Here is a 25,031-nt window from a genome sequence, read left to right as displayed (position 1 = left end):
GGGTCCCGAGCCGGTCGCCGCAACTGGCCCACGGCGTCGGCTAGTTGGTGCCGATCTTGGCCAGCAGGTCCACGATGCGGCCCTGCACCTCGGCGCTGGTGGAGCGCTCGGCCAGGAACAGCACCGTCTCGCCGGCCGACAGCTTCGGGAGCTCCGCCTGGTTGATGCCGGCCGAGGTGTAGACGACCAGCGGGGTGTGGTTCAACTGCCCGTTGGCACGCAGCCAGTCGACGATCCCGGCCCGGCGGCGGCGGACCTGCATGAGGTCCATCACGACGAGATTCGGCCGCATCTGGGCGGCCAGGGTGACCGCCTCTGAGTCGGTCCCGGCCCGAGCGACCTGCATGCCGCGCCGCTCCAGGGTCGCGGTGAGCGCGAGCGCGATCTCCTCGTGCTCCTCGATCAGCAGCACCCGCGAGGGGTGCTGCTCGCTGTCGCGCGGCGCGAGCGCCTTCAGCAGCACGGCGGGGTCGGCGCCGTACGCCGCCTCGCGGGTGGCCTGCCCGAGGCCCGCCGTCACGAGGACGGGAACCTCGGCGGCCACCGCCGCCTGGCGCAGCGACTGGAGCGCGGTCCGGGTGATCGGGCCGGTGAGCGGGTCGACGAACAGTGCGGCGGGGAACGCGGCGATCTGCGCGTCGACCTCCTCGCGCGAGTGCACGACCACGGGCCGGTAGCCGCGTTCGCTCAGCGCCTGCTGGGTGGAGACGTCGGGCGCGGGCCACACGAGGAGCCGGCGCGGGTTGTCGAGCGGCTCGGGGGGCAACTCGTCGTCGACGGGCTGCGGTTGCGGCCGGTTGGCCACCTCGACGGCTCCACCGGGCCCGTCGAGCGGCTCGGGCCCCTCGGCGCCCTCGTCCGGTGCGCCGATCGCGTACGCGCGGCCCCGGCCCTCCGAGGGGGGCGAGGGGGGCGTGGGCAGCACCGGATGCGGCCGGGCGGCCGTTTCGGCGGGACGCTCGACGCCCTCCGGCGGGGTGCCCAGCTTGCGGCGTCGCCCGGAGCCGAGCGGGCCGCCGGTGGTCTGGGCCGCCTGTGCCTGAGCCTGGGCCTGGGCGAACGTCGCGTTCTGCCCGAGCGCCCGCACGCTGAACGCCCGGCCCTGGGTGTCCCCGGCGGCCGGGATGCCCCCGGGCGGGGTCTCGGCGGGCAGCGGCTGCCGGGCGGGCGGCGTCACGGGCCTGGGTGCGGCCTGGCCTTGCGGCGGGCCGGGGTTGGGGTTCGGCACCGGCGGCGGTACGGGACCGGGGGCGCCCGGCGCCCGCACGGCGCGGGCCGCCCACTCGGGCTGCTCGGCCGGGTGCGGCTGGGGCGGGGTGTGCTCGGCGGCGGGGTCGCCCGGGGCGGGGTTGCCCCGCGCCGGGACGCGTGGGTCCGGGCCGTCCTGGGCGACGGGGCTCTGTGCGGCGGGGTTCGGCGCTGCGGGGTGCGGCACCACGGGGTCGGCCGCGCCGGCCACGCCGGCCGCGGGAGGTTCGCCCGCGGTGCCGGGGCGGGGCTGGGCGGGGCTGGTGGGTTGGACGCCCATGGGTTGGGCGCCCGTGGCTTGGGCGGCACTGGTGGGCTGGGCATCCATGGCCTGGGCATCCATGGCCTGGGCACCCGTGGGGCCCGGGCCCGCGCCCATGGGGCGAGCGCCGTTGGGCTCAACTCCCGTGCGCTGGGCGCCCATTGGCCGCGCCCCCATGGGTCCCGTCCCCATAGGCCCCGTCCCCATGGGTTCAGCACCCGTGGCTCCAGCGCCCATGGGCTCAACACCCATGGGCTCAGCGCCCATAGGCGTACCAGAACCCGTGGGCGTACCGGGGCCCACAGCCGTACCCGACCCCATAGGCGTACGGGACCCCATAGGCGTACCGGAACCCATGACCTGCCCGGCCCCGCCCTGACCCTGCCCGGCCCCACCCTGACCGGTGTTGACCGGACGGCGGACGGGTCGGGCGGATGCGTCGGGATGGACGGGTCGGGCGGATGCGTCGGGGTGGACGGGTGCGGGCGGTGCGCCGGGGCCCGCGGTGGGCGGAGCGGGGTGGGGGGCGCGGTCGGCGTCGGCGGGCGGCAGTGCGAACGCCGTCCGCACCGAGCCCTCCTGGCCGTTGGCGGCGCCGGCCCCGCCCGGAGCGGCTCCCAGCGCACGGCGGGCCCTGCGCCCGGTCGGCTCGGCGGTGTTTGCGGTGCTGTTCCCGGTGGGGGCAGGTGTGCCCGGTTCATCGGCGGACGAGGGCGCGGGCAGGGCGCGGCGGGCCCGGCGTCCGGTGGCCTCGGTGGGCACGCCCTGCGGCGGCACGGTCTCGCCCAGCGCGGCCCGGCCCATGCCGGACGACTCACGGGCGCTCTCCGCACCGGTCACCACGGAACCCACCGACCCTGCGGAACCCACCGACCCTGCGGAACCCACGGCTCCCAGGGGTCCTTGGGCGTCCTGCTCGGCGGGGCTGGGCCGGCCACGGCGCCGCCCGGAGCCGGACGGCCCGGAGCCGCCGGGAACCGTACCCCCGGACCCCGGCCCGTCCGCGGTGCCGGCGCCACCCTCGGGGGTCCCGGCACCGCTCAAGCCCTGTTGCTGGGCAGGGATGCGGGCTCGGTCACCGTCCGGGCCGCCCTCGGCCTCACCGGCCGCGGACTCGGCCCTGGCCGCCCGGCGCCGCCCGGTCGGGGACGACGCCTGCGGGGACGAAGGGGCCGCCGCCGGGGACAGCCCGTCGCCGACCGGGCTCTCCAGGAACGCGTCCATGGAGGCGCGCCGGCCGCGCCTGCGCCCGCCGCCGTCCTGCTGCGCGGGCAGCAGGGATTCGTCGGGCTGCGGGACGGCAGGCGGTTCGACGGTTCCGGCGCCCGCGCCGAGCGGCACTTCGAGCACATAGGCGGAGCCGCTCATGCCCGGCACGTCCACGGTCTGCAGCACACCGCCGTGCGCCTTCACGATGCCGCGCACGATGGGCCCGTGGACGGGGTCGCCGCCCGCGTAGGGCCCGCGCACCTCGATGCGTACGACCTCGCCGCGGACCGCGGCGGCCACCACCACGGTGGAGTCCATGTAGCCGCCGGCGGCGACGGGAGCCTTGCCCGTGGCGTCGACGCCGGCCACGTCCGCGATGAGGTGCGCGAGCGCGGTGGCCAGGCGCGGGGCGTCGACCTCGGCCTCGATGGGCGGGGTGTGCACGGCGAACTGGGCGCGCCCAGGACCGATCAGCTCGACCGCGCCGTCGACACCGGCGCCGACGACCGAATCGACCAGCACCTTGGCCTTCTTGAGCTCCTCGCTGCCCGCGTCGAGCCGCTGGTAGCCGAGGACGTTGTCGACGAGCGTGGTGATCCGCGAGTATCCGGCGGCGAGGTGGTGCAGGACCTGATTGGCCTCGGGCCACAGCTGTCCCGCGTCGTCGGCGGCGAGCGCGGAGAGTTCGCGGCGCAGCTCGTCGATCGGCCCGCGCAGCGAACCGGCGAGCACCGAGAGGAGCTGCTGGTGCCGGGCGGCGAGCGCGTCGTAGCGCGCGGTCTCGCGCTCCAGGACCTCGGCGTGCTTGGCGGCCTGCTCCTCGAAGGGGCGGCGGTCGGTGAACGTCATGACGGCGCCGACGAGCAGATCGCCGTCGCGCACCGGCGCGGTCGTCAGGTCGACCGGCACCTTGGCGCCGGACTTCGTCCAGATGACCTGCCCGCGCACCCGGTGCTTGCGCCCGGACTTGAGGGTGTCGGCGAGCGGGCTGCCCTCGTACGGGAACGGTTCGCCGTCCTCGCGGGAGTGCAGCACCAGCGGGTGGAGCTCCTGGCCGCCGAGGTCGCTGGCCCGGTAGCCGAGGATCTGCGCCGCCGCCGGGTTGACCAGGACGACCCGGCCGTCGGTGTCGGTGCCGACCACGCCTTCGGCCGCCGCGCGCAGGATCATCTCGGTCTGGCGCTGCGAACGGGCCAGCTCCGCCTCGGTGTCGACGGTGCCCGAAAGGTCCCGTACGACCAGCATGAGGAGTTCGTCGCCCGAGTAGGAGCCGGGGCCGCCGCCGCTTCCGTAGGAGGCGTAGGCGTCCCGACCGTCCTCCAGGTTGGCGCTCGTCACCTCGACCGGGAACTCGGTGCCGTCGGTGCGGCGCGCGACCATCCGGGTCGGCTTGGTGCGGCCCTGCTCGTCCTCGCTCTCGGGCCGGCGCATGGAACCGGGGATGAGCTTGGAGTCGAACGAGGGCAGGAGGTCGAGCACTCCCCGCCCCACCAGCCCCGTACCGGGCGCCTCCAGCATCTCCAGGGCGACGGTGTTGGCGTTGACCACCGTGCCGTTGCAGTTGACGAGCAGGAGCCCGTCCGGAAGGGCGTCAAGTATGGCTGCGAGGCGAGCAGCGCCTCGGGATGGCCTGCTGCTCACGACGACGCTTCCTCCCTGAACCACTGCACCTTGCGGCCTGTCACTGGGAGGGAGTCTAAAGGCTGGGGATGCGCGAGCGACGGCGGATGAGGGGGAGCTCTCACCAAGGTTGTGTGACTACGACGTACGCGCGCACCCCCCAAGGGGTGCCCTACCTGGCACTCGGCAGCACCGGCACCAGGTTGTCCCACCGCGAGATCTCACACCCGTTGCCCCGGCCGTACGTCGCGTCCACGGGCCGTCCGGCCCAGGTGCCGGTGACGTGCGCGGTGGCCGGGCCGCCGTAGAGCGCGGTGCACATCGCGTCCTTGGGCACGGCCGCGAAGGGGTCCTTGCCCCAGGTGGTGACCGAGTCGAGTTTGTCGCAGGCCTGCTGGGCCCGCGGATGGCTGCCGGCCGCCGGGTGGCATTCGAGCGTGTACGTGCCTTCCACGCCCGGCAGACCGGTGACGGTGACGGTGAGCCGGTCCTCGGTGTGCCCGCCGCCGAGCAGCGGCAGCGGTACGGGCAGGGGCCCGGCGAGGGCGGCGGGCGCGGCGGCGAGCGCGGTGAGCGAGGCGGCGGCGGTGACGGCGAAGCGGCGCAGCATGGGGGTCTCGTCTCCAGGGGGTGCGGTTCGGCCCGCCCCGGGGCCCGGGGCCCGCGCGATGGCGGGGCCCGGGCTTCCGGGGGGAGCCGGCGGTTCGGGGGCCTGCGTTCCTGTCCTTGTGGGGCCCTGCACTTCTGGGCCGGTGCTGGTGGGCCCGGTGCTTGTGGGTTCCGTGCTTTCGGGCCCTGTGCTCCGGTTTCCTGTGCTTTGGGTCCCTGTGCTCCGGGTTCTGTGCGGATCCCTGAGCTGTTGGGAGGGCGGTCGGATCGGCGTACGGGCGTCCCGGACCTCGGGACTCCCGCGAGGTCTAACGCGCGTCAACGCGCGGCGTTGCGCCGCACGAACGGCTTTGCTCTCGCGCCCTCCTGCCTAGTACCGTGGGGTGCGATTGGTGACGGCCCGCAAGGCTGTGTCATCATCTGCACGCACCACTCGCTTACGCGGCGGTGTGCTGGAGGCGTCGCCTAGTCCGGTCTATGGCGCCGCACTGCTAATGCGGTTTGGGTCTTAAAGCCCATCGAGGGTTCAAATCCCTCCGCCTCCGCGCAGCAACACCCGAAGCCCCGGCCCCACGGCCGGGGCTTCGGCCGTTCTACGCCCCGCCGGCCCCGGCCGCTCCGACCCTGCCGCCCCGGCCCGACTGCTCGGGCCCGGTCGGCGTCTCCCGGACTGGCCCGCCGCACCTGACCCGCCGAACCCGGCCCCGGGCCTCCCGAGAGGACCTCCCCGGCCGGATTTCGGGCCCACCTGGCCCCGCACCCCCACCCGCCCGAGTGAACCGGTGCCGCTCACGCAGAGGCATTTCCGCAGGTCAGGGGCGGTGGGGCTAATGGATTTCGCGTCACGGCGCAGGTCATGTAATGTTGTTCTCGCAACGCCGACGGGGCAGAAAAAACCCCGGAAGCACAAGCACTCGTAGCTTAACGGATAGAGCATCTGACTACGGATCAGAAGGTTGCAGGTTCGAATCCTGCCGAGTGCACACAGGTGAGAGGCCCCCGGAGATGATCCGGGGGCCTCTTGCGTTGGGCCTTACAGCAGCGAAGTACAGCAACCAGGTCAGCCGCTACCGTCCATCGCGCCGGACGACGCGGGGCGCTTGCCAAGTCCGCGCCAGCCACCGCAAATTGCCGGTCAACCAGTCGTGATGGGTCAGCTGACAAGAGAAGGTGACGTGGTCCGGAGCTATGCGGGTGTGGCGTGGCTGAAGCCGAGGGAGGTGAGTCCTTCAGCCCGGCACAGTCGGTCGGAGGGGCCGTCGACCTCGGTCTGGAGGAGTTGGTAGGCGGCGCCGTGGGACTGGCCCCAGCGCATCGCGGCCCGCCACAGGGCGCGTCCCAGGCCCCGGCCTCGGGCTGCGGGGAGGACGGCGAAGTACTGGGGCATGAGCTGAGGGCGTCCAATGGCGTCGGGCTGGATCTCCATGGGGCCGATCGCGCCCACGATGCGGTCCTCGACGGCTGCGGCGAGAACCGGGCCGCAGCCGCCCGCCTGCATCTGGGCATGGAGGAAGGCCAGGCCATCGTCTGCCATGGCCTCGGCGAACGGGGCGAAGGTCTCCTGCACGGCGGCCGACCAGGCGGTAACGGGCCGGACCGGGCCGTCCGGGGCGAGGCAGGGGTGGGCGGCGAAGTCCTTCAGCTGGATGCGGGTGCCGCGCGGATGTGCGGCCTCGGGACCGAGAGGGCGTACGACCCGGGCGTCCGTTACGTCGTGTGTGGAGGCGAGCTTGGCGGCCAGCTCGGCGGCCTCATCCACGATGGTGCCGCGGAGCCCGTACGCGAAGACCTTCACAGTGCCGCGTCCACCCAGAGTGGGGATGAGTGTGCGCTGGGGCTCGTGAACCACGTCCTCGCGAAGGACCTTCTCGCCCTTCTCGCCGCCCCAGCGCCGGTCCTTGTCGTAGAGCAGGAAGTCACCCGTGCCGGCTGCCCGCAGGATGTCCTCGAACACGCTGACAGTCAGGGCATCGGGGTGGACGGGACCGAGAGTCGGCACGATCGGCGCGGTCAGTACGGGCCGCAGCCAGTCCCAGCGGAAGAACATGAGCGGCACCCTAACGGTGAGCCGGACAGGGCTCAGGCCCCGACGCGAGTACGTCGGGGCCTGAACGGAGTTGACTGCACGGTGCCGGTCAGTGGGGGTTGTCGTCACCGGCGTCGCAGGAACACTCCGCGCTCTCCACGATCACGTCGAGGTCCTGGACGGCGGTGATCGACGCGGTCGCGACGGGCGGGGCGGCGCGGCGGGCCGAGGGCGGCGGGCCGGGGAGGATGGCCACCGGTACGGGCGGGGTCATGAGGCGTTCTCCTTGTCTCCGTGTTGGCAGTAGCTGTGCAGCGGCGCCTTTGCCTCCTGGTAGTGCTTGGCCAGGGGGCGGCAGACCCGGCAGGTGCCGGACAGGGCGCAGCCCCCGCACCCTCCGGTGCGAAGCATGAGGCGGTCGGCGATGGCGCCGAGCCGGGTGAGGCCGTCGATGCCCTCGGCGATGAGGTCGATCTGGTCGTCGCGGCCGACCTTGCAGATCGAGACCTTGGCGTGCGGGTCGGCGTGGAAGAAGGTGTGTCCCGCGTTGCAGCCGGCGAACGGCTTGCGCTGCCGCAGGTGGGCGGCGGACTGGGCGAGCAGCGGCTCTCCGCCGCCGTAGATCGTGGGCGTCATGTTCGTGTATGCGTGGTTCTCGACGTTCCACTCGTCGGCGAGGGCGGCCATCTCGTCGGCCTCGGAGGCGTTGTCCTCGGTCACCACGACGTTGATACGCAACGGCAGCCCCGCCTCACGGGCGGCGTCCATGCCGCGCCGGAACGCCTTCCACGCCCCACGGCGCTGGGTGAGCGTGTCGAAGGACTCCTCGCTCGCCCCGTACATGCTGACCACCAAGCGGTACGGCGGGCAGTCCCGGAAGAGCTTCAGGAGGTCCGGCCGCCAGGGCAGCGAGCCGTTGGTGGAGATGGTGAGCATCATCCCGGCCTGCCAGGCGTACCGGTAGGCGCCCTGGAAGTGGGGGTCCATGGTGGGCTCGCCGCCGGTGATCTGGAGCCAGAGGACGCCGGCCTCGCGCATGATGTCGAGCAGTCGCACCTTGTCCTCCCAGCCGAGGCCGGAGAAGGGCCGCTCGCCGAGGTAGCAGTGCTTGCAGCCGAAGTTGCAGCCGAGGTTGATCTCCCAGGAGGCCCGGCAGTAGCCGTACGGGGACGGCTCGCGGACCAGCACGGTGCTCTGCGCGGTCTGGCCACCCAGGTCCAGGCCCCACACGTCGGCGGCGGTCTGCACCGTCCAGGCGGGGAGCGACCCACCGTCGGTGGCGGCTTGGCGCAGGCCCTCGAAGTGGTCGGCGGAGACGCGGGCGCCGGCTCGTGCTCCCGGCTTGAGGAGAAGGTGTCCGTCGAGGAACGGGGAGGCGATTAGAGCGTGGGCCATCGGTGGCCCTCCTTCCGGATCACGGAGCGGGACAGCGAACGGGAGTCCTGCCGGCTGGCGCGGCAGTGGATCTCTCCCAAGCCGTTGCAGGTGCCGCAGGTCTTGCCGGACGAGTTGGCGCCGCTGCCACCGCAGTCCCCGCACAGTTCGTTGCGAGGCGAGCGAGGGCGCCGGGTCTTGTGCGGGCTCGCGATCAGCTGGTGCACGAGATCTCCTCCAGGGCGTCTTCCCAGGTGTGCTCCTTGGCGTGGTCGGCGAACAGACAGCAGCCCTCACCGTCGGCTCCTGGGGCGGCCACCGGGCAGTCAGGGAGTACAACGAGTTGTGCCTCGTCCGTCCCGTGCCAGCGGAGCCACAGAGCGGTCCCGTATGGGTAGGCGTCGGTGAGGAGACCGAAGTGCTCACCTTCGTCGTGCGCGGACAGCTGGCACTGCACCGCCCTGTCGATGTACGGGGTGGTCGACTTTTCCCGCGCTTCCCTTGCCAGGTCGAGGGGCACCCGGCGCCAGTGCGTGCAACGCATCACGACACCATCCGGAAGGACGCGACGGCGTTCCGGGCCTGCTGCGAGCACCGGGGGCAGACGCACGGCGGGTAGCGGCCCGGGTTCTCCGGGACCACCGTGTCGTCGCCCACGCGTACCGCTGTGCTAGGCCCCCACGTCTGGCCGGAGTCGCGGGAGACCCGCAACGTCATCCGTACGTCGTCCTGTCCGTTCGCCATGGCCAGGAGCATCGCGATCCGCGGGCCCGGACAGAAAGGCCAAGCGGATTACCCAACTTGGGTAATATCGCCCTCGGTTGACCAAGTGCAGCGATCCGTAGTCCTCATGCCGGAGCGTGCCCGATGCCCGAGCCATCCCGCTCGAAGGAACTCCCGGTCAGCCTGATCACGGACCTAGTCATGATCGAGGCATGCCAGGCCAGGGACTTCGGCCGCATCTTTCAGCTGGTCAAGGCACGAGCAGGCATCTATCCGTCGATGGTCGCGCGTCGCTGCGACCTGACCCCGAGCCGCGTGGGCGAGGTGATCGCCGGCCGGCGGCAGTTGCTGCACATGGACGTGATCGAACGGATCTCGGACGGACTACGCATCCCCGGGCACATGCTCGGCCTTGCCCGTCGTTCCTGGGAGACGCCGCCCAGCCTGACGGTCACGCCCAGCGAACCAGCCGAGGTGCCAGTCCCCAAAGCCGTCGAACCACTGGCCGCCGGACTACCGGGGGCGGACGTCGACAGCATCCTCGCCCTGGCGGCCGAGCGGGATCTCAGCGCCTCGACGCTGGACGCGCTGCATTCGTCGATTGCGGACTACTGGCGCCGGGACGACGAGCACGGCGGCGAGACCTTACGGCCGGCGGTCGTCGGCCAGCTCCGCTACGTCGTCGACCTCCTCAAGGAACAGCGGCCGGCTCCTTTACGGGACGGCCTGCACAGCATCGCGGCCGAGCTGGCCCGGCTCACCGGGTGGACCTACTTCGACGCCCGCCAGTACAACCAGGCACGTGCCTACTTCACCGAATCCCTCGGTCTGGCGAAGGCCATCGACGACCGCCAGTTCATGGCCAACGTCCTCGCCTGCATGAGTCTCCAGGCCACCTATGAGGACAAGCCTGGCGACGCCCTCGCACTCGTCACGGCAGCCCAGGACCAGGCTCGAACGGCCGAGGGGACGACACCGCGCGTGCTGACCATGCTCGCGATGCGCGAAGCCTTCGCCCACGCCACCCTCGGCAACCACGGCGCGACCCACACCGCGATCTCGGAAGCCCACACCCAGTTCGGCAGGATCAGCACTGGTGATCCTGACCCGGCCTGGGTCGCCTATTTCGACGAACCGAAGTTGATCGCGGACACCGGCATCGCGCACGGTCGCCTGGGCGAGGCCGCCCTCGCCGAACCGCTCATCGCGGACGCCCTCCGCCGCGAACACGCATCGAACCACCGAGCCCGCGCCTTCCACGCCTTCTGGCTGGCCCGCACTCAGCTCCAGCGCGGCAAACTCGACGAGGCGTGCCACACGGCCATGGACGCCCTGGCCCCGGCGGCGGCCATCAGCTCGCAACGAGTCGCTGGGCACCTTCGGGAGTTCTACGAGCAATTGGAGCCCTTCCGCCGGGAACCGGCCGCGGTGGCGTTCGAGTCCCGGCTCCGGGAAGTGCTGCCCCGTCAGGTCAGCGGATTGCCGCGTCCATGAGTACGTAGAGCAGCCCGACCAGAGAGCCGCTGCTGACGATCTCGCGACGGTCGATCATGCCCCGCACGTCGGCCAGAGGGATCCACTCGATCCGGTCCGACTCGTTCTTCTCGGTCGGCGGACCCTCGTACGTTGCCCCGTCGGCCCGGAAGACGTGGTGCTGGGAGTCGGTGATGCCGTTGGCCGGCTCGGCGTAGATCAGCGGCTTGATCGGGCCGGGCCGCCAACCGGTCTCCTCCAGCACCTCACGCGCGGCCGCTTCGGCGGGCGTCTCGCCCTCCTCGACCAGGCCCATGGGCAGCTCCCACGCCCAGGTGTCGGTGATGAAGCGGTGCCGCCACATCATCAGGACTTCGCGCTGCTCATTGACCACGGCCGCCACTGCCAGGTGCCGGAGCTTGACGACGTGATGCTCCCAGCGGTTTCCGTCTGGGGTCTCGATGTCCGTGAGCCACACGTTGACCCAGGTGTTTTCGTAGATCGGACGTTCCCCGTGGATCTTCCACTGCATCGCTGCGGCCCCTCTCGATCAGCCTCCAGCATCGCAGAACGAGCCTTGAGGACATCAGAGAGGGGATAGGCAACCGTGGCACGGACCGAGTACTACGACGACCCGGCGGCGCCGGCGGGACAACGGCCTCTGGGCTCTGCCTGGCGGTGGCATGGAGATGTCCGACTCGCTCTGGGATCGCCTTCAGGGTTGGCCGGGCCCGCGCGGGGCGTCCCCTAGGGTGCCCTGAGGGTGCTGGCACCTGGGAGGCTCGGGGGGCTGCACCATGGGCGTGGGGCGCGGCAACTCCCAGCATGGGGGCATGAGTTCACAGCAGAGCGCACTTCGTATCGTGGTTGCCGCCGCCCTTCTCGGCGCCGTGGCCGCCCCGGCCGCCGCAGCCCAGGACCGTACTGCCCCGGGCGCCTTGGCCCAGGACCGAACCCCGCATGGCGACCCGTCGGCCCAGGACCGCACCCCGCAGGGTGGTTCGCAGGCGCAGGCGCAGGCGCAGGCGCAGGCGCAGGACCGGTCCGTGCAGGGCGGGCCGGCCCGTGCCCCTCGCGGGCAGATCGTTTCCGTTGGGGAGGTTGCGCGGTTCAGTGCTGGTCAGGTCGTCGGGGAGCTTCGGGGGAAGGTCGCGGCGGGGCAGGTGCGGTTCGGGGTGAGTGCGTACCGGGTGGTCTACCGGACCACCGGCAGCACGGGCGCCCCCACCACCGCCAGCCAGCTCGTCGTGCTGCCGCGCAGTGCGGCGCGCCGGCTGCCCGTCGTCTCCTGGCTGCACGGCACCACCGTCTACCGCAAGGACGTCGCCTCCGAGAACCCCGCGTCCGGCGACCGGCTCGCCGCGCTGCTCCTCGCCTCGACCGGCCGCGCCGTCTCCGCCCCCGACTACATCGGGCTCGGTTCCGGCCCCGGCCTCCACCCCTACGGCGACCCGGCGGCCACCGTCTCGGCGTCCGTGGACGGGCTGCGGGCCGCCCGTGCGCTGGTCCGCCTCGACGGCCGGGAGCTGGAGCCGCGGGTGCAGGTCAGCGGGTTCTCGCAGGGCGGGCCCGCGACCATGATGGTGGGCCGGGCGCTTCAGGAGGGGGCCGCCGACGGCTACTTCCGGCTGGGCGCGCTCGCCCCGGTGAGCGGGCCGTTCCACCTGTCCGCCTTCGAGGCCGCCGCGGCCGACGACGAGATCGACAAGTCCGGCCTCTACCTCGCCTACTTCGCCACCGCCTGGAACCGGATGTACGGGCTGTACCGCTCGCCCTCCGAGGCGTTCAAGCCCCCCTACGACCAGGAGGTGGAGAGCCTCTTCGACGGGAACCACACCACCGAGGAGATCGCCGACGCCCTGCCCCCGGCCTCCAAGGACCTCTTCACGGCCGACTTCCTCGACAAGGTCCGCGAGCCCAGCGGCGTCCTGAAGCGCAGGCTCCGGCCGCTGGACACCACCTGTGACTGGAAGCCCGATGTTCCGGTCGGGATCTTCTACGCCCGGGGCGACAAGGATGTCGACCCCGTCAACTCCGCTTACTGTGCAGCCCAGTTGAGGCATCAGGGGGTAGCAGCGCGGGTGCGTGACGTCGGCGACGTCGACCACAGCGCGTCCGTGGGGCTCGCCCTGCCCGAGGTCATCCGGTTCTTCGACGCGGCGACGAAGGCCGGATGACGGGCCGCTCCGCCCGGCCCGGGCCCGTTGTCAGTGGCGAGGGGTAGCTTCGAGACGTGGCTGGGTTGTGGCGGTGTGTGGGGGTTCGCTGGGGCGAGGGCGGGGCGCGGCTTCGGTGGGAGGAGGGGCGCAGCAGTGCGTTGGAGTACGGGAAGGTCGTGGCGTTCCGGGCCGTCGGGACGCGAAGCTGTGTGGGCGCGCGGGGCAACGCCTGCCCGCGGCGGGCGGCCGTGCCCGGGCGCAGTACGCAGGCGCGGTGTGCCGAGTGCGCCCGCCTCGACCGGGCCCACTCCGTGGCCGCCGATACGTATCTCGACGACCCGCGCACCTACCGGGTCTACCTCGCCTGGTTCGGCGTCGGCATGCTCAAGGTCGGCATCACCGCCGAGGAGCGCGGGCCCGCCCGGCTGCTGGAACAGGGGGCCGTGGCGTTCTGCTGGCTCGGACGCGGGCCCCTGATGGCGGCCCGGCGCTGCGAGGAGCTGCTCCGCGCGGCCCTGCGGGTGCCGGACCGGATTCCGTACGCCGACAAGCGCGCGGTACGCGCCGGGCTGCCCGGGGCGGACGAGCGGGCCGCCGAAGTGGCCGCCCTGTACGCGCGGGCCGTCGCGCTGCCGGGCTGGCCCGAGTCGCTGGAGCGGGTGGAGGGGCAAGTCTTCGACCACGGCGAGGAGTTCGGGCTCGGCGGGCTGCCTCCCGCCACCGGGGTGGTCGTCGAGCTCGTGGACCAGGGGGTCGTCAGCGGACGCCTGCTCGCCGCGGCCGGGCCCGATCTGCATCTGGAGGCGGAGGGCGGGCGGGACGTGATCGTCCTGGACACGCGGCTCATGAGCGGGTGGAGCCTCGCCGCTCCGGGGGAGGGCGGGTCCGGGCCTGGCGGCTCCGGGGCGGGTGCTTCCGGTACGGGCGGCCGCGGTACGGCCGGGGCCGCGGCGGGTGAGTCCGTGTCGGCCGGGGCCGCGCCGGGCGGGTTCGGTCGCTTCACCGTTCCGGTGCGGGAGGTTCCCAGGGAGGGGGAGGGCGGGGTGCAGGACGCGCTGTTCTGAGTGGGGGGTGGGATGAGAGAGGGGCGGGACGAGAGGGGCAGGGGGAGAGGGGCGGGACGAGAGGGGCGCCGGGGCTGGACAGGGCGGGGGAAGGGATGCGAGGGGGGCCGGGGCTGGACAGGGCGGGTCGCGGCGGCCGAGGGTGAGGGCATGAGCGATCAAGCGCGGGGGCGGGGCGCCGGGACCGGCGGGGACGAGGTCCGGGCGTTCTGGGGACGCCTCGGGGTGCCCGGGCTCGTCGACGTGCACACCCACTTCATGCCCCGCAGCGTGCTCGACAAGGTCTGGGCGTACTTCGACTCGGCGGGAGAGCTGGTGGGCGGTGTGGAGTGGCCCATCACCTACCGCGAGGAGGAGGCCGAGCGGGTGCGGCTGCTGCGGGAGGAGTTCGGGGTGCGCGCGTTCACCTCGATGCTCTACCCGCACAAACCCGCGATGGCCGAGTGGCTCAACGGGTGGAGCGCCGGGTTCGCCGCTCGGACGGACGGATGCCTGCACACCGCGACGCTCTTTCCCGAACCGGGCGTCGGCCGCTATGTGCGGGCCGCGCTCGACGCGGGGGCCCGGGTCTTCAAGTCTCATGTGCAGGTGGGCAGTTACGATCCCGGGGACCCGCTGCTCGATCCCGTATGGGGGATGATCGCCGAGGCCGGAGTGCCCGTCGTCATGCACTGCGGGTCCGGGCCGGCGGCCGGCAAGTACACCGGGCCCGGGCCGATCGGTCGCGTGCTCGCGCGCCATCCCCGACTGCGGCTGGTCGTCGCGCACCTGGGGATGCCGGAGTACGCCGACTTCCTCGACCTCGCCGAGACGTACGGGGAGGTCAGGCTCGACACGACGATGGCGTTCACCGACTTCAGCGAGCGCACCGCGCCCTTCCCCGTGGCGGAACTCGGCCGCCTGCGGGATCTGGGCGACCGGGTGCTCCTCGGCTCCGACTTCCCCAACATCCCGTATCCCTACATTCACCAACTCCAGGCGCTGGAGCGGCTCGGGCTGGGGGACGGGTGGCTGCGGGCGGTCTGTCATGACAACGGGGCCCGTCTCTTCGGCCTGCCCGGCTCCGGTCGACCGGACAGTTGGGGCCGACCGGCCGGGCCCGCGTAGACCGGCCGTCCCCGCTCAGACGCCCCGCGCCCGGCTCGGCCCGGGGGCCCGCCTCAGCCCGGCCCAAGCAGGTAACGGCCGGCCCCCCCCGGCTCCCGTCACCACACTTTTCTCAGGTAAATCACAGGATCGGGCAAGGATGTTCTCACGGCCCCCTCACAGGGTGGGCCCATGACCGTTACCTCCTCGCCCCAGGGGCGGACCGAAATGCTGCGGCCGGACGGCAGCCCCGTCCGTGTGCTCGTCGTGGACGACGAGGCGCCGCTCAGCGAGCTGCTCTCCATGGCGCTGCGCTACGAGGGCTGGGACGTGCGCAGCGCCGGTGACGGAGCCGCGGCGGTGCGCGACGCCCGCGCGTTCCGGCCCGACGCCGTGGTGCTCGACATCATGCTTCCGGACATGGACGGCCTCGCCGTCCTCGGCCGGCTGCGCCGTGAACTCCCGGACGTGCCGGTCCTGTTCCTCACCGCTAAGGATTCCGTGGAGGACCGGATCGCCGGGCTCACGGCGGGCGGCGACGACTACGTCACCAAGCCGTTCAGCCTGGAGGAGGTCGTGGCCCGGCTGCGCGGCCTGATCCGCCGCTCGGGCACGGCGGCCCTGCGGAGCGAGTCCGTGCTGGCCGTCGGCGACCTCACGCTCGACGAGGACAGCCACGACGTGACCCGGGGCGGGGTCAACATCCACCTCACCGCCACCGAGTTCGAGCTGCTCCGCTTCCTGATGCGCAATCCGCGCCGGGTGCTGAGCAAGGCGCAGATCCTCGACCGGGTCTGGTCGTACGACTTCGGGGGCCAGGCCAATGTGGTCGAGCTCTACATCTCCTACCTGCGCCGCAAGATCGACGCCGGGCGCTCCCCGATGATCCACACCCGGCGGGGCGCGGGGTACCTGATCAAGCCCGGCGAGTAGGACGGGGTGCCCGCACTCCGGCGGTCTCGACCGCTGCCCGCCCGGCCCCGGCCCTCTCCCGCACCGTCCCGGCCACCCCGCACCCGGCTCCGCACGTGGCGGCGCGCGCTGCCCGGCGCGCGCCCCTGGTCGCTCCGTACGCGGCTCGTGGTGTCGGCCGTGCTGCTGCTCGCCGTCGTGGGCGCCGTCATCGGCACGGTCACCGTGCTCGCGATGGGCGCCAACCTCCAGGGGCAGCTGGACGACCAGCTGCGGGCCGGTACCGCCGGGCACATGATCGGCCGCGACGCCCCGCCGGGGCTCGGCACCCTGGACGCGACGGGCCTCGACATGGTCGTGCGCAAGCCGGGCAACCCGCTGCACACCGTCGGCGCCGCCGTGCTGCCCACGGACGGGCTCACCGGCAAGCAGACCGCCGAGGCGCCGGGCGGCCGGGGCGGCACCACCAAGGCGCTGTCGGCCGAGCAGACCGGAGTGCTCGCCGCCGTCCCCAAGGACGGCGCGGTGCACTCCGTGACGATCCCCGGCCTCGGCGACTACCGGGCCGTGTGGGACCGCGAGCACGCCGTCGTGCTCGGCTTCCCCACCGCCACGGTCGACGCGACCGTCAACACCCTGGTCGTCGTGGTCGTCTGCGTGACCGCCGCCGGTCTCGTCGCCGCCGCCATCGCGGGCGCGGCCATCGTCACCGTGGCGCTGCGGCCCCTGCGCCGGGTCGCCGCGACCGCCACCCGCGTCTCCGAACTCCCCCTGCACAGCGGCGAGGTGGCGCTGCACGAGCGGGTCCCGGGGGCCGAGGCCGATGCCAGGACCGAGGTCGGCCAGGTGGGGGCCGCGCTCAACCGGATGCTGGACCACGTCCACGAGGCGCTCAGCGCACGGCAGGAGAGCGAGACGCGGGTGCGGCAGTTCGTGGCCGACGCCAGCCACGAGCTCAGGACACCGCTCGCCTCCATCCGGGGCTACGCCGAGCTGACCCGGCGCGGGCGCGAGGACGTCGGGCCCGACACCCGGCACTCGCTGGGCCGCATCGAGTCCGAGGCGGCCCGCATGACCGGCCTGGTCGAGGACCTGTTGCTGCTGGCCCGACTCGACGCCGGACGCCCGCTCTCGTACGAGAGCACCGATCTCTCCGCGCTGCTGGTGGACGTCGTCGGGGACGCACAGGCCGCCGGGCGGGGCAGTCACGTCTGGCGGCTCGAACTGCCCGGGGAGCCCGTGGTCGTGCGCGGGGACCGCGAGCGGCTCCAGCAGGTGCTGGTGAACCTCCTCGCCAACGCCCGTACGCACACCCCGCCCGGCACGATCGTCACGGCCCGGATCGCGGTGCGCGGGCCCGAGGTCGCCGTCGGGATCGAGGACAGCGGACCCGGCATCCCGCCCGAGCTGCTGCCGCACGTCTTCGAGCGGTTCGCGCGCGGGGACGCCTCCCGGTCCCGCAACGCCGGCTCCACGGGGCTCGGCCTCGCCATCGTGCAGGCCGTCGTCACCGCGCACGGCGGACGGGTGACGGTGCGAAGCGAGCCCGGGCGCACGGAGTTCGAGGTCCACCTGCCCGCCGAGCACCGGCCCGCCGAGCACCGGTCGGTCGACTGTCTACCCGCCGAGCACCGGCCCGCTGACCGTCTGCCGGCCGAGCACTGGTCCGTCGACCATCTGCCCGCCGACCGCCTGCCCATCAACCATCTCCCCGCCGACCGGCAGCCCGGCACCGTCCCCGCCGCGCCGGAGGCGCACCCGGACCCCGCCACCCCGCGCCCCTGACCCCGCACCCCCGACTCCGCACCCCCGCCCCCCACTCACAGGCAGGGCACAGGCCGACCACACAGCCGTGACAGCACCGCTCGCGAGGGTCGCGGTATGCGAACCGAACCCTCAGCCACGAGCGCCGCGCCCGCGCCGTGCGGGCCGTCCACGGCGAACCCGGCGCATGCGACCCGCCCGGACACTCCCGGCAGGCACCCGGGCGACCCGGGCGGCCCGAACGGCCCGGACAGCGCGGGCGACCCGGGCGCCCTGCCGGCCCGCCGGCCCCTGCCCGAGCAGCCCGCCGGAGTCCCCGTGCTCGATGTGACGGTGCCCGTCCACAACGAGGAGCGGGACCTGGAGCGCTGCGTGCGGCGGCTGCACGACCACCTCGCGCGGACCTTCCCGTACGGCTTCCGGATCACGATCGCGGACAACGCGAGCACCGACACGACTCCCGCCGTCTCCCACCGGCTCGCGCGGGAGATGCCGGAGGTGCGGGCCTTCCGCCTGGAGGAGAAGGGGCGGGGCCGCGCGCTGCGGGCGGTGTGGTCGGCCTCGGACGCGCCGGTGCTCGCGTACATGGACGTGGACCTGTCCACCGACCTCAACGCCCTGCTCCCGCTGGTCGCCCCGCTCATCTCCGGGCATTCGGACCTCGCCATCGGCTCGCGGCTCGCCCGCTCCTCGCGGGTGGTGCGCGGCGCGAAGCGGGAGTTCATCTCGCGCACGTACAACCTGATCCTGCGCGGCTCGCTCGCGGCCCGGTTCTCCGACGCCCAGTGCGGGTTCAAGGCGATCCGGCGGGACGTGGCGCGGCGGCTGCTGCCCATGGTCGAGGACACCGGCTGGTTCTTCGACACCGAGATGCTGGTGCTCGCCGAGCGGGCCGGGCTCAGGATCCACGAGGTGCCGGTGGACTGGGTCGACGACCCGGCCAGCACCGTGCACATCGTCAGCACGGCGCGGGACGACCTGCTGGGCGTGTGGCGGATCGGGCGGGCGCTGGCCGTCGGGGCGCTGCCGCTCGACCGGCTGGCGCGCCCGTTCGGGGACGATCCCCGGGACCGGCAGCTCAGCGGTGTGCCGGGCGGGCTCGCGCGCCAGCTCGTCGGGTTCTGCGTGGTGGGCGCGCTTTCCACCCTGTTCTACCTCGCCCTGTTCACGCTGGCGCGCACCGGGCTCGGTCCTCAACTCGCCAACGCGGCGGCTCTGTTGGTGTCGGCGGTGGCCAACACCGCCGCGAACCGCAGGCTCACGTTCGGGGTGCGCGGCCGGGACCGGGCGGTCCGCCACCAGGCGCAGGGCCTCGCCGTGTTCGCGATCGGGCTCGCCCTGACCAGCGGCTCACTCGTCGCCCTGGACGCGGCGAACGCGCACGCCGCCCACTCCACCGAGGTGGCCGTCCTGGTCGCGGCCAACCTCGCCGCGACCGTCCTGCGCTTCCTGCTGTTCCGCGCGTGGGTGTTCCCCGACCGCGTCACGGCGACCTCGCGGAACAGCACCCCGCACCACCCCGCACCGAAGGGCGACGCGCGATGACCACGACCACCCCCCGGACCGGCCCCTGCGAGGGGACCGCCCGGGCCGCCCGGACCGGGCGCGGAGCCTCCGTCCGGGACCGGCTGTGGCGCGGGCGGCCCGACGACCCCGCCTGGGCCCGCCCCGCCCTGCTCGCCCTGCTCGCGGTGACCTGCGCGGCCTATCTCTGGAACCTGAGTGCCTCGGGATACGCCAACTCCTTCTACTCCGCGGCCGTCCAGGCGGGCAGCGAGAGCTGGAAGGCGTTCTTCTTCGGCTCCCTCGACGCCGCCAACGCGATCACGGTGGACAAGCCCCCGGCCGCGCTGTGGCCGATGGCCCTGTCGGTACGCCTCTTCGGCCTCGGCTCCTGGCAGATCCTGCTGCCCGAGGTGCTGATGGGGGTGGGCACCGTCGCCGTCCTGTACGCGGCGGTGCGGCGCAGGTTCAGCCCGGCGGCGGGGCTCATCGCGGGCGCGGTGCTCGCCCTGACGCCGGTCGCCGCGCTGATGTTCCGGTTCAACAACCCGGACGCGCTGCTCGCCCTCCTGATGACGGTCACCGTCTTCTGCGTGCTGCGCGCGCTGGAGGGCGCCCGTACCAAGTGGCTGGTGTGGGCCGGTGTCGCGATCGGCTTCGCCTTCCTGACCAAGACGCTGCAGGCGTTCCTCGTCCTGCCGCCCCTCACGGTGCTCTACGCGGTGTGCGCGCCGACGCCGGTACGCCGACGGCTCGGTCAACTCGCGCTCGCGACAGCGGTGTTGACCGTCTCGGGCGGCTGGTGGGTGGCGGCCGTGGAGCTCTGGCCCAAGTCCTCACGGCCGTACATCGGCGGGTCGCAGCACAACTCGTTCCTTGAACTCACCTTCGGCTACAACGGGCTCGGCCGCCTCAGCGGCGAGGAGACGGGCAGTGTCGGGGGCGGGGGCGCGCGGCCCGGCGGTCTCGACCTGCCGGCCGGGCTGCGGCCGGGCGGGCTGCGGCCGGGCGGGGGCGGTGGTGGCTGGGGCGAGACCGGCATCGGCCGGATGTTCAACTCCGAGATCGGCGGCCAGATCTCCTGGCTCCTGCCGGCGGCCCTGCTCCTGCTGGTCGCGGGGCTCGTGGTCACCTGGAAGGCCCGCCGCACCGACACGGCGCGCGCCGCGTTCCTCGCCTGGGGCGGCGCGCTCCTGATGACCGGGCTGATCTTCAGTTTCATGGCCGGGATCTTCCACCAGTACTACACGGTGGCCCTGTCGCCCTACATCGCGGCGCTCGTCGGCATGGGGGCCACGGTCCTGTGGGAGGAGCGCTCGCGCCTCTGGGCGTCGCTGACGCTCGGGCTGACGGTGGCGGCCACGGCCGGCTGGGCGTACGTGCTGCTGGGGCGCACCCCGGACCAGCTGCCGTGGCTGCGCTGGGCCGTCCTGATCGGCGGCCTCGCGGCTTCGCTCGGCCTGGCCCTCGCGGCCCGGCTGCCGCGCCGGATCGCGCTCGGCGTCGCGGGGCTCGGTCTCGCGGCGGCGCTCGCCGGGCCCGCCGCGTACACGGCGAGCACGCTCGACACCGGGCACACCGGTTCGATCGTCACGGCGGGACCGGCCGGGGCGAGCAGGGGCGGCGGTCCCGGCGGGGGCGGCCGTACGCGGTTCGGCGGGGCGCCCGGCGCGGGGCGCGGCGGCGCCCTGCCGGGCAACGGCCAGGGCCTGCCCGGCGGCGGGGCGGGCCTGCCGCCGGGCGCGTCCGGTACGACCGGTCAGGCGGGTCAGGGCGGCCCACCCGGTCTGAACGGACAGGGCCCGGGCGTCGGCGCCGGGGAGCGCGGCGGCGTGGGCGGGGCCACGGGGGGTGGCATGGGCGGTCTGCTCGACGGCGCCCGGGTGAGCGAGGAGGCCACGGCCCTCCTGAAGGAGAACGCGGGTGACTACACCTGGGCGGCGGCCGCGATCGGCTCGCAGAACGCCGCGAGCTACCAACTGGCCAGCCGGCAGCCCGTGATGGCGATCGGCGGCTTCAACGGGAGCGACCCGTCGCCGACGCTCGCCCAGTTCAAGCGGTACGTGGCCGAGGGGAGGATCCACTACTTCGTGGCCGGCGGCGGGATGCCGGGCGGCGGCGGTCAGGGCACCGGAAGTGCCCTCACCAGCTGGGTGGAGGCCGGGTTCAAGAAGGTGACGGTCGGCACCGCCACCTTCTACGACCTGACCGCCCCCGTGACGAACTGATCTCTCGGGCCCGGGGTCTCCGGCGAGGTCGCGCGGGGCCTCCCGGGGTCTCCCGTGGGGGGCCTCCCGTGTCTCCCGGGGTGTCCTGTGCCTCCCGGGGGCCCGCGAGGTATCGCAGGGCTCCTGGGGTGGAGGGTGGTGTCACCGGCGGATCAGCAGATCCGCGACGACCGGGCGGTGGTCCGAGGCGAGGGTCTCGGCCACCGCCGCGTCGCGTACCCGGACCACGCCCCGCTCGACCGCCACGAAGTCGATCCGGCGGTCCGGGACATCGGCGGGGAAGGTGCCCGCACCCGGCTCGGCGTCGGTCAACTCACGCCACAGCGGGGCCAGTTCAGGTGCCGACGGCACGGCGTTGAAGTCGCCGAGCAGGACCTTGCGGGCGTGCCGGTCGGCGTTCATGATGCGGCGGGTGTCGGCCACCTGCGCCACCCGTACCGAGGGATCGCCCCGGTAGTCGAGGTGGGTGACGTACACATGGACCGGCACGCCCCGCACCCGCACCCGCACCTCGCCGAAGCCCGGCGCGGGCTCCGGCACGGGATGGGGGTCCTGGGTGGAGAGCCGGGTGATCTCATGGTTCTCGGCGCCCAGCACGGGATACCGGGACAGCACCGCCACCCCGAACTCCCGTCGCGGGCCGCCCGGTTGGACGGGGTCGAGGCTGTAGATCGGCGCGAACGAGACCCGCATGCCGAGCCGCGCGGCAAGCTCCGCTGCCACGTCGCGGTCCTGGCTGCGGGCGCCCCAGTGCACATCGACCTCTTCGAGCCCGATCACGTCCGCGTGCAGCGCGCGCAGCGCGGCGGCCTGCCGATCGAGGTCGAAGACGCCGTCCAGGCCGGCCCCGGCGTGGACGTTGTACGTGGCCACGCGCAGCGGCACCTGGGCGCCCCCGCTCGGGTCCGCCTGCGCGCCGGGCGCGGTGAGGGTGGTCAACAAGGCTGTCGTCAGGGCGAGTTGAGCGCCGCGTCGGTGGAACGGGCCGGTCCGTGTCATGGGGTCTTCCTGCCCGTTCGGTGGGCGCGCGAAATAACTTTACGGCGTAGAAGAACTGCTCTACGGTGTATATCAGTCGCTCACATACACCGTATAAGGAGTCAGGGAGCCGCCATGACGGCAACGACAGCCGAGAACCCCACCACGCCCACCGGGCATCCGCAGCGCTGGCTGATCCTCGGCGTCATCTGCGTGGCCCAGCTCACGGTGCTGCTCGACAACACCGTCCTGAACGTCGCCATCCCCTCACTCACCACCTCGCTCGGCGCGTCCACCGCCGACATCCAGTGGATGATCAACGCGTACTCCCTCGTCCAGTCCGGGCTGCTGCTCACCGCGGGCAGCGCGTCCGACCGCTACGGGCGCAAGAAGATGCTCGCGGCGGGACTCGCGCTCTTCGGGATCGGCTCGCTGGCGGCCGGCTGCGCGCAGAACGCGGGCCAGCTCATCGCCGCCCGCGCCGGGATGGGCGTCGGCGGGGCGCTGCTCATGACCACCACGCTCGCCGTGGTGGTGCAGATCTTCGACGACGAGGCCCGGGTCAAGGCCATCGGCATCTGGGCCACCGTGAACTCGCTCGGCTTCGCGGCCGGGCCCCTGATCGGCGGCGTCATGCTCGACCACTTCTGGTGGGGCGCGATCTTCCTGGTCAACATCCCGGTGGCGGTGCTGGGTCTGATCGCCGTGGTCACGCTCGTACCGGAGTCGAAGAGCCCGCACGGCGACCGGCCCGACCTGCTGGGCGCGCTGCTCTCCACGATCGGCATGACGGGGGTCGTGTACGCGATCATCTCCGGGCCGGGGCACGGCTGGCTCTCGGGCCACGTGCTGGTCCCGGCGGCCGTCGGCGCGGTGTTCCTCGCGGCGTTCGCCCGCTGGGAGCTGGCCATCGAGCATCCGATGCTGGACATGCACTTCTTCCGCAACCAGAAGTTCATCGGCGCCGTCGCCGGGTCGATCCTGGTCGCCTTCGGCATGGGCGGCTCGCTGTTCCTGCTCACCCAGCACCTCCAATTCGTCCTGGGATACGGGCCGTTGGAGGCGGGGCTGCGCACCGCGCCGCTGGCGCTCAGCGTGGTCGCGCTGAACATGACGGGGGTCGGCGCCAAGCTGGTCGTCTCGGTGGGCACCCCGCGCGCCATCGCCATCGGCATGACCGCGAACGCGGCGGGGCTCGCCTCCATCGCGCTGCTCGGTGCGCACAGTTACGGGGGCACGCTGCTCGGACTGGTCGTGATGGGCGCCGGCATCGCGCTGTCCATGCCGGCGATGGCCAACGCCATCATGAGCGCCATCCCGCCGGAGAAGGCGGGTGTCGGCGCGGGAGTCAACGGCACGCTGGGCGAGTTCGGCAACGGGCTCGGTGTGGCGGTCCTCGGCGCGGTGCTCAACTCGCGGTTCGCGGCGCTGGTTCCGGTGGCCGCGGCCTCGCTGCCCGCGGCGCTCGCGGCGGCCGGCGACGACGCCGAGCGGGGCCGGATCGCCGACGCGTTCGCCTCGGGCCTGGAGACCAGCCAGCTGGTCGGCGCGGTCGCGGTGCTCGCGGGCGGCCTCCTCGCGGCGGTGCTGTTGCACCGCGCGGAACGCTCCGAACCCGCGCCGCAACCCGCGCCCGGGCCCGCCGGGCCGCCTCCGGCCACATAGCATCGTCGGGGGTATACGGCCCCTGACGGGCCGACGGGGATTCGGCGGGGACCAGGACCGAGGAGAGCAGCGATGGTGTCGGCGGCGGACCGGGCGAAGGACGCGGCGCGGACCAGCGTGTGGCTCGGCAGCAAGGCGGACCGCCGGGTGCGCCGCAGCGAGCCCTCCGAGGGCGGTCCTGCGCTCGACCGGGACCGCATCATCGCCGAGGCGGTACGGCTGCTCGACGCCGAGGGGGCCGTCAAGTTCTCCATGCGGCGCCTCGCGGGGGAGCTCGGGGTCACCGCGATGTCCCTGTACTGGTACGTGGACAACAAGGACGACCTCCTCGAATTCGCGCTCGACGCGGTGTTCGCGGAGGTCGCCCTGCCCGACATGACGGACGAGTCGGCCGACTGGCGCGACCAGCTCCGCGCGGTGGCCGTCGGCTACCGCGCGGCCTTCGTCCACCATCCCTGGGCCTCCGCCCTGGTCGGGCGCTACCTCAACATCGGGCCGCACTCCATGGCCTTCTCGCGCACAGCCCAGCGCATCATGGGCCGCACCGGGCTGCCGTCGCACGGGCAGATGGGCGGGCTCGCGGCGGTCTTCCAGTTCGTGTACGGGTTCGGCACGATCGAGGGGACGTTCGTGCAGCGGTGCGCGGATGCGGGGCTCACGCAGGACGAGTACTTCGCGCGGGCGATGGGGGCGTTGATGGAGCAGCCGCGGTATCGGGAGGACTTTGCGGGGGCGGCGCAGATCATGGCGGAGCGGGGTGGGGAGACCGTGCAGGACATGCGCCAGCGCGACTTCGACTTCGCGCTGTCCCTCCTGATCGCGGGGATCGAATCCCTGAGCGCGGGGTCCGCATAGCCCTGCCGGGGCTGGCCGGGCTCCTGGGGGCTTGGCCCGGGGGGCCGGCTCCCTGGGGCTCCGCCCCAGACCCCGGGGGGTCTGCCCACCCGCCCGCCCGTGACGGGGGTTGGCTGGGCCGGCTCCCTGGGGCTCCGCCCCAGACCCAGAGGGGTTTGCCCACCCACCCGCCCGTGCAGCGGGTTGCATCGGCGGAGCCCTGGGGCTGCGCCCCAGACCCCCTGAGGGGCTCCGCCCCTCGAACCCCAGGGGGTTTGCCCACCCGCCCGCCCG

19 protein-coding genes and 2 tRNA genes are annotated in these 25,031 nt (G+C 73.4%); 12 read left to right on the top strand and 9 right to left on the bottom strand.

Annotation, left to right across the window (positions count from 1 at the left end):
* Positions 1 to 40 precede the first annotated feature (40 nt).
* A complete protein-coding gene (locus ACGF3I_RS12000) occupies positions 41 to 4,360 on the bottom strand; it encodes a PAS domain-containing protein (RefSeq protein WP_393130777.1) in 4,320 nt (1,439 codons plus the stop codon).
* A 151-nt stretch (positions 4,361 to 4,511) separates the two neighbouring features.
* A complete protein-coding gene (locus ACGF3I_RS11995) occupies positions 4,512 to 4,949 on the bottom strand; it encodes an SSI family serine proteinase inhibitor (protein ID WP_393130775.1) in 438 nt (145 codons plus the stop codon).
* Between the two features lie 453 nt (positions 4,950 to 5,402).
* On the opposite strand from ACGF3I_RS11995, the gene ACGF3I_RS11990 reads away from it, so the two are divergent.
* Both ACGF3I_RS11990 and ACGF3I_RS11985 read left to right on the top strand, forming a co-directional pair.
* Positions 5,403 to 5,493 (top strand) — tRNA-Ser (locus ACGF3I_RS11990).
* A 365-nt stretch (positions 5,494 to 5,858) separates the two neighbouring features.
* A tRNA-Arg gene (locus tag ACGF3I_RS11985) sits at positions 5,859 to 5,931 on the top strand.
* Between the two features lie 203 nt (positions 5,932 to 6,134).
* Here ACGF3I_RS11985 and ACGF3I_RS11980 read toward each other — a convergent pair.
* The 5 genes from ACGF3I_RS11980 to ACGF3I_RS11960 all read right to left on the bottom strand — a co-directional run bounded on the left by ACGF3I_RS11980 (position 6,135) and on the right by ACGF3I_RS11960 (position 9,092).
* Positions 6,135 to 6,995, bottom strand: a complete 861-nt coding sequence (locus ACGF3I_RS11980) for a GNAT family N-acetyltransferase (protein ID WP_393130773.1) — start codon at positions 6,993 to 6,995, stop codon at positions 6,135 to 6,137.
* 88 nt (positions 6,996 to 7,083) lie between these two features.
* On the bottom strand, positions 7,084 to 7,248 hold the full coding sequence (locus tag ACGF3I_RS11975) for a hypothetical protein (protein ID WP_393130770.1): 165 nt from the start codon (positions 7,246 to 7,248) through the stop codon (positions 7,084 to 7,086).
* Positions 7,245 to 8,369, bottom strand: coding sequence for a radical SAM protein (locus tag ACGF3I_RS11970; RefSeq protein ID WP_393130767.1), 1,125 nt, complete (start codon positions 8,367 to 8,369; stop codon positions 7,245 to 7,247). The genes ACGF3I_RS11975 and ACGF3I_RS11970 overlap by 4 nt, the downstream gene beginning before the upstream one ends.
* A gap of 193 nt (positions 8,370 to 8,562) precedes the next feature.
* Positions 8,563 to 8,892: a hypothetical protein gene (locus ACGF3I_RS11965; protein ID WP_393130765.1), complete on the bottom strand. Its 330-nt coding sequence runs from the start codon at positions 8,890 to 8,892 to the stop codon at positions 8,563 to 8,565.
* Complete coding sequence (locus tag ACGF3I_RS11960; RefSeq protein WP_393130763.1) at positions 8,892 to 9,092, bottom strand: hypothetical protein; 201 nt, start codon at positions 9,090 to 9,092, stop codon at positions 8,892 to 8,894. Before ACGF3I_RS11960 ends, ACGF3I_RS11965 begins: the two co-directional genes overlap by 1 nt.
* A 123-nt stretch (positions 9,093 to 9,215) precedes the next feature.
* Here ACGF3I_RS11960 and ACGF3I_RS11955 point away from each other — a divergent pair, with 123 nt between their 5' ends.
* Positions 9,216 to 10,565, top strand: a complete 1,350-nt coding sequence (locus ACGF3I_RS11955; RefSeq protein WP_393130761.1) for a hypothetical protein — start codon at positions 9,216 to 9,218, stop codon at positions 10,563 to 10,565.
* Here the strand turns inward: ACGF3I_RS11955 and ACGF3I_RS11950 are convergent.
* Positions 10,543 to 11,076, bottom strand: coding sequence for an NUDIX hydrolase (locus ACGF3I_RS11950; protein WP_393130759.1), 534 nt, complete (start codon positions 11,074 to 11,076; stop codon positions 10,543 to 10,545). The genes ACGF3I_RS11955 and ACGF3I_RS11950 overlap by 23 nt on opposite strands.
* 643 nt (positions 11,077 to 11,719) lie before the next feature.
* Here ACGF3I_RS11950 and ACGF3I_RS11945 point away from each other — a divergent pair.
* From ACGF3I_RS11945 to ACGF3I_RS11915, 7 genes are all read left to right on the top strand, one after another.
* Positions 11,720 to 12,721, top strand: a complete 1,002-nt coding sequence (locus ACGF3I_RS11945; RefSeq protein WP_393130757.1) for a hypothetical protein — start codon at positions 11,720 to 11,722, stop codon at positions 12,719 to 12,721.
* 56 nt (positions 12,722 to 12,777) lie between these two features.
* The gene (locus tag ACGF3I_RS11940) at positions 12,778 to 13,767 is read left to right on the top strand and encodes a DUF2797 domain-containing protein (protein WP_393130755.1); all 990 of its coding nucleotides are present in this window, start codon (positions 12,778 to 12,780) and stop codon (positions 13,765 to 13,767) included.
* A gap of 150 nt (positions 13,768 to 13,917) precedes the next feature.
* Positions 13,918 to 14,874, top strand: coding sequence for an amidohydrolase family protein (locus ACGF3I_RS11935; protein ID WP_393130752.1), 957 nt, complete (start codon positions 13,918 to 13,920; stop codon positions 14,872 to 14,874).
* A gap of 171 nt (positions 14,875 to 15,045) precedes the next feature.
* Positions 15,046 to 15,786 (top strand): response regulator transcription factor, encoded by a 741-nt coding sequence (locus tag ACGF3I_RS11930; RefSeq protein ID WP_393130750.1) that lies wholly within the window; start codon positions 15,046 to 15,048, stop codon positions 15,784 to 15,786.
* A gap of 150 nt (positions 15,787 to 15,936) precedes the next feature.
* On the top strand, positions 15,937 to 17,550 hold the full coding sequence (locus tag ACGF3I_RS11925; RefSeq protein ID WP_393130747.1) for a sensor histidine kinase: 1,614 nt from the start codon (positions 15,937 to 15,939) through the stop codon (positions 17,548 to 17,550).
* 96 nt (positions 17,551 to 17,646) lie between these two features.
* Positions 17,647 to 19,074, top strand: a complete 1,428-nt coding sequence (locus ACGF3I_RS11920) for a glycosyltransferase (RefSeq protein WP_393130745.1) — start codon at positions 17,647 to 17,649, stop codon at positions 19,072 to 19,074.
* The gene (locus ACGF3I_RS11915) at positions 19,071 to 21,260 is read left to right on the top strand and encodes an ArnT family glycosyltransferase (protein WP_393130742.1); all 2,190 of its coding nucleotides are present in this window, start codon (positions 19,071 to 19,073) and stop codon (positions 21,258 to 21,260) included. Before ACGF3I_RS11920 ends, ACGF3I_RS11915 begins: the two co-directional genes overlap by 4 nt.
* Positions 21,261 to 21,401: 141 nt before the next feature.
* Here ACGF3I_RS11915 and ACGF3I_RS11910 read toward each other — a convergent pair whose 3' ends face one another.
* Positions 21,402 to 22,259: an endonuclease/exonuclease/phosphatase family protein gene (locus ACGF3I_RS11910; protein WP_393130740.1), complete on the bottom strand. Its 858-nt coding sequence runs from the start codon at positions 22,257 to 22,259 to the stop codon at positions 21,402 to 21,404.
* A 114-nt stretch (positions 22,260 to 22,373) separates the two neighbouring features.
* On the opposite strand from ACGF3I_RS11910, the gene ACGF3I_RS11905 reads away from it, so the two are divergent.
* Both ACGF3I_RS11905 and ACGF3I_RS11900 read left to right on the top strand, forming a co-directional pair.
* Positions 22,374 to 23,903 carry an MFS transporter gene (locus ACGF3I_RS11905; protein WP_393130737.1) on the top strand — a complete coding sequence of 510 codons (1,530 nt, stop codon included), beginning with the start codon at positions 22,374 to 22,376 and terminating at the stop codon, positions 23,901 to 23,903.
* A gap of 72 nt (positions 23,904 to 23,975) precedes the next feature.
* Positions 23,976 to 24,758, top strand: coding sequence for a TetR/AcrR family transcriptional regulator (locus ACGF3I_RS11900; protein WP_393130735.1), 783 nt, complete (start codon positions 23,976 to 23,978; stop codon positions 24,756 to 24,758).
* Positions 24,759 to 25,031: the final 273 nt, after the last annotated feature.

This window comes from Streptomyces sp. NPDC048111, assembly GCF_043202815.1.
In the GTDB taxonomy this organism is placed as follows: domain Bacteria; phylum Actinomycetota; class Actinomycetes; order Streptomycetales; family Streptomycetaceae; genus Streptomyces.
This window is presented reverse-complemented; position numbering and strand designations above follow the sequence as displayed.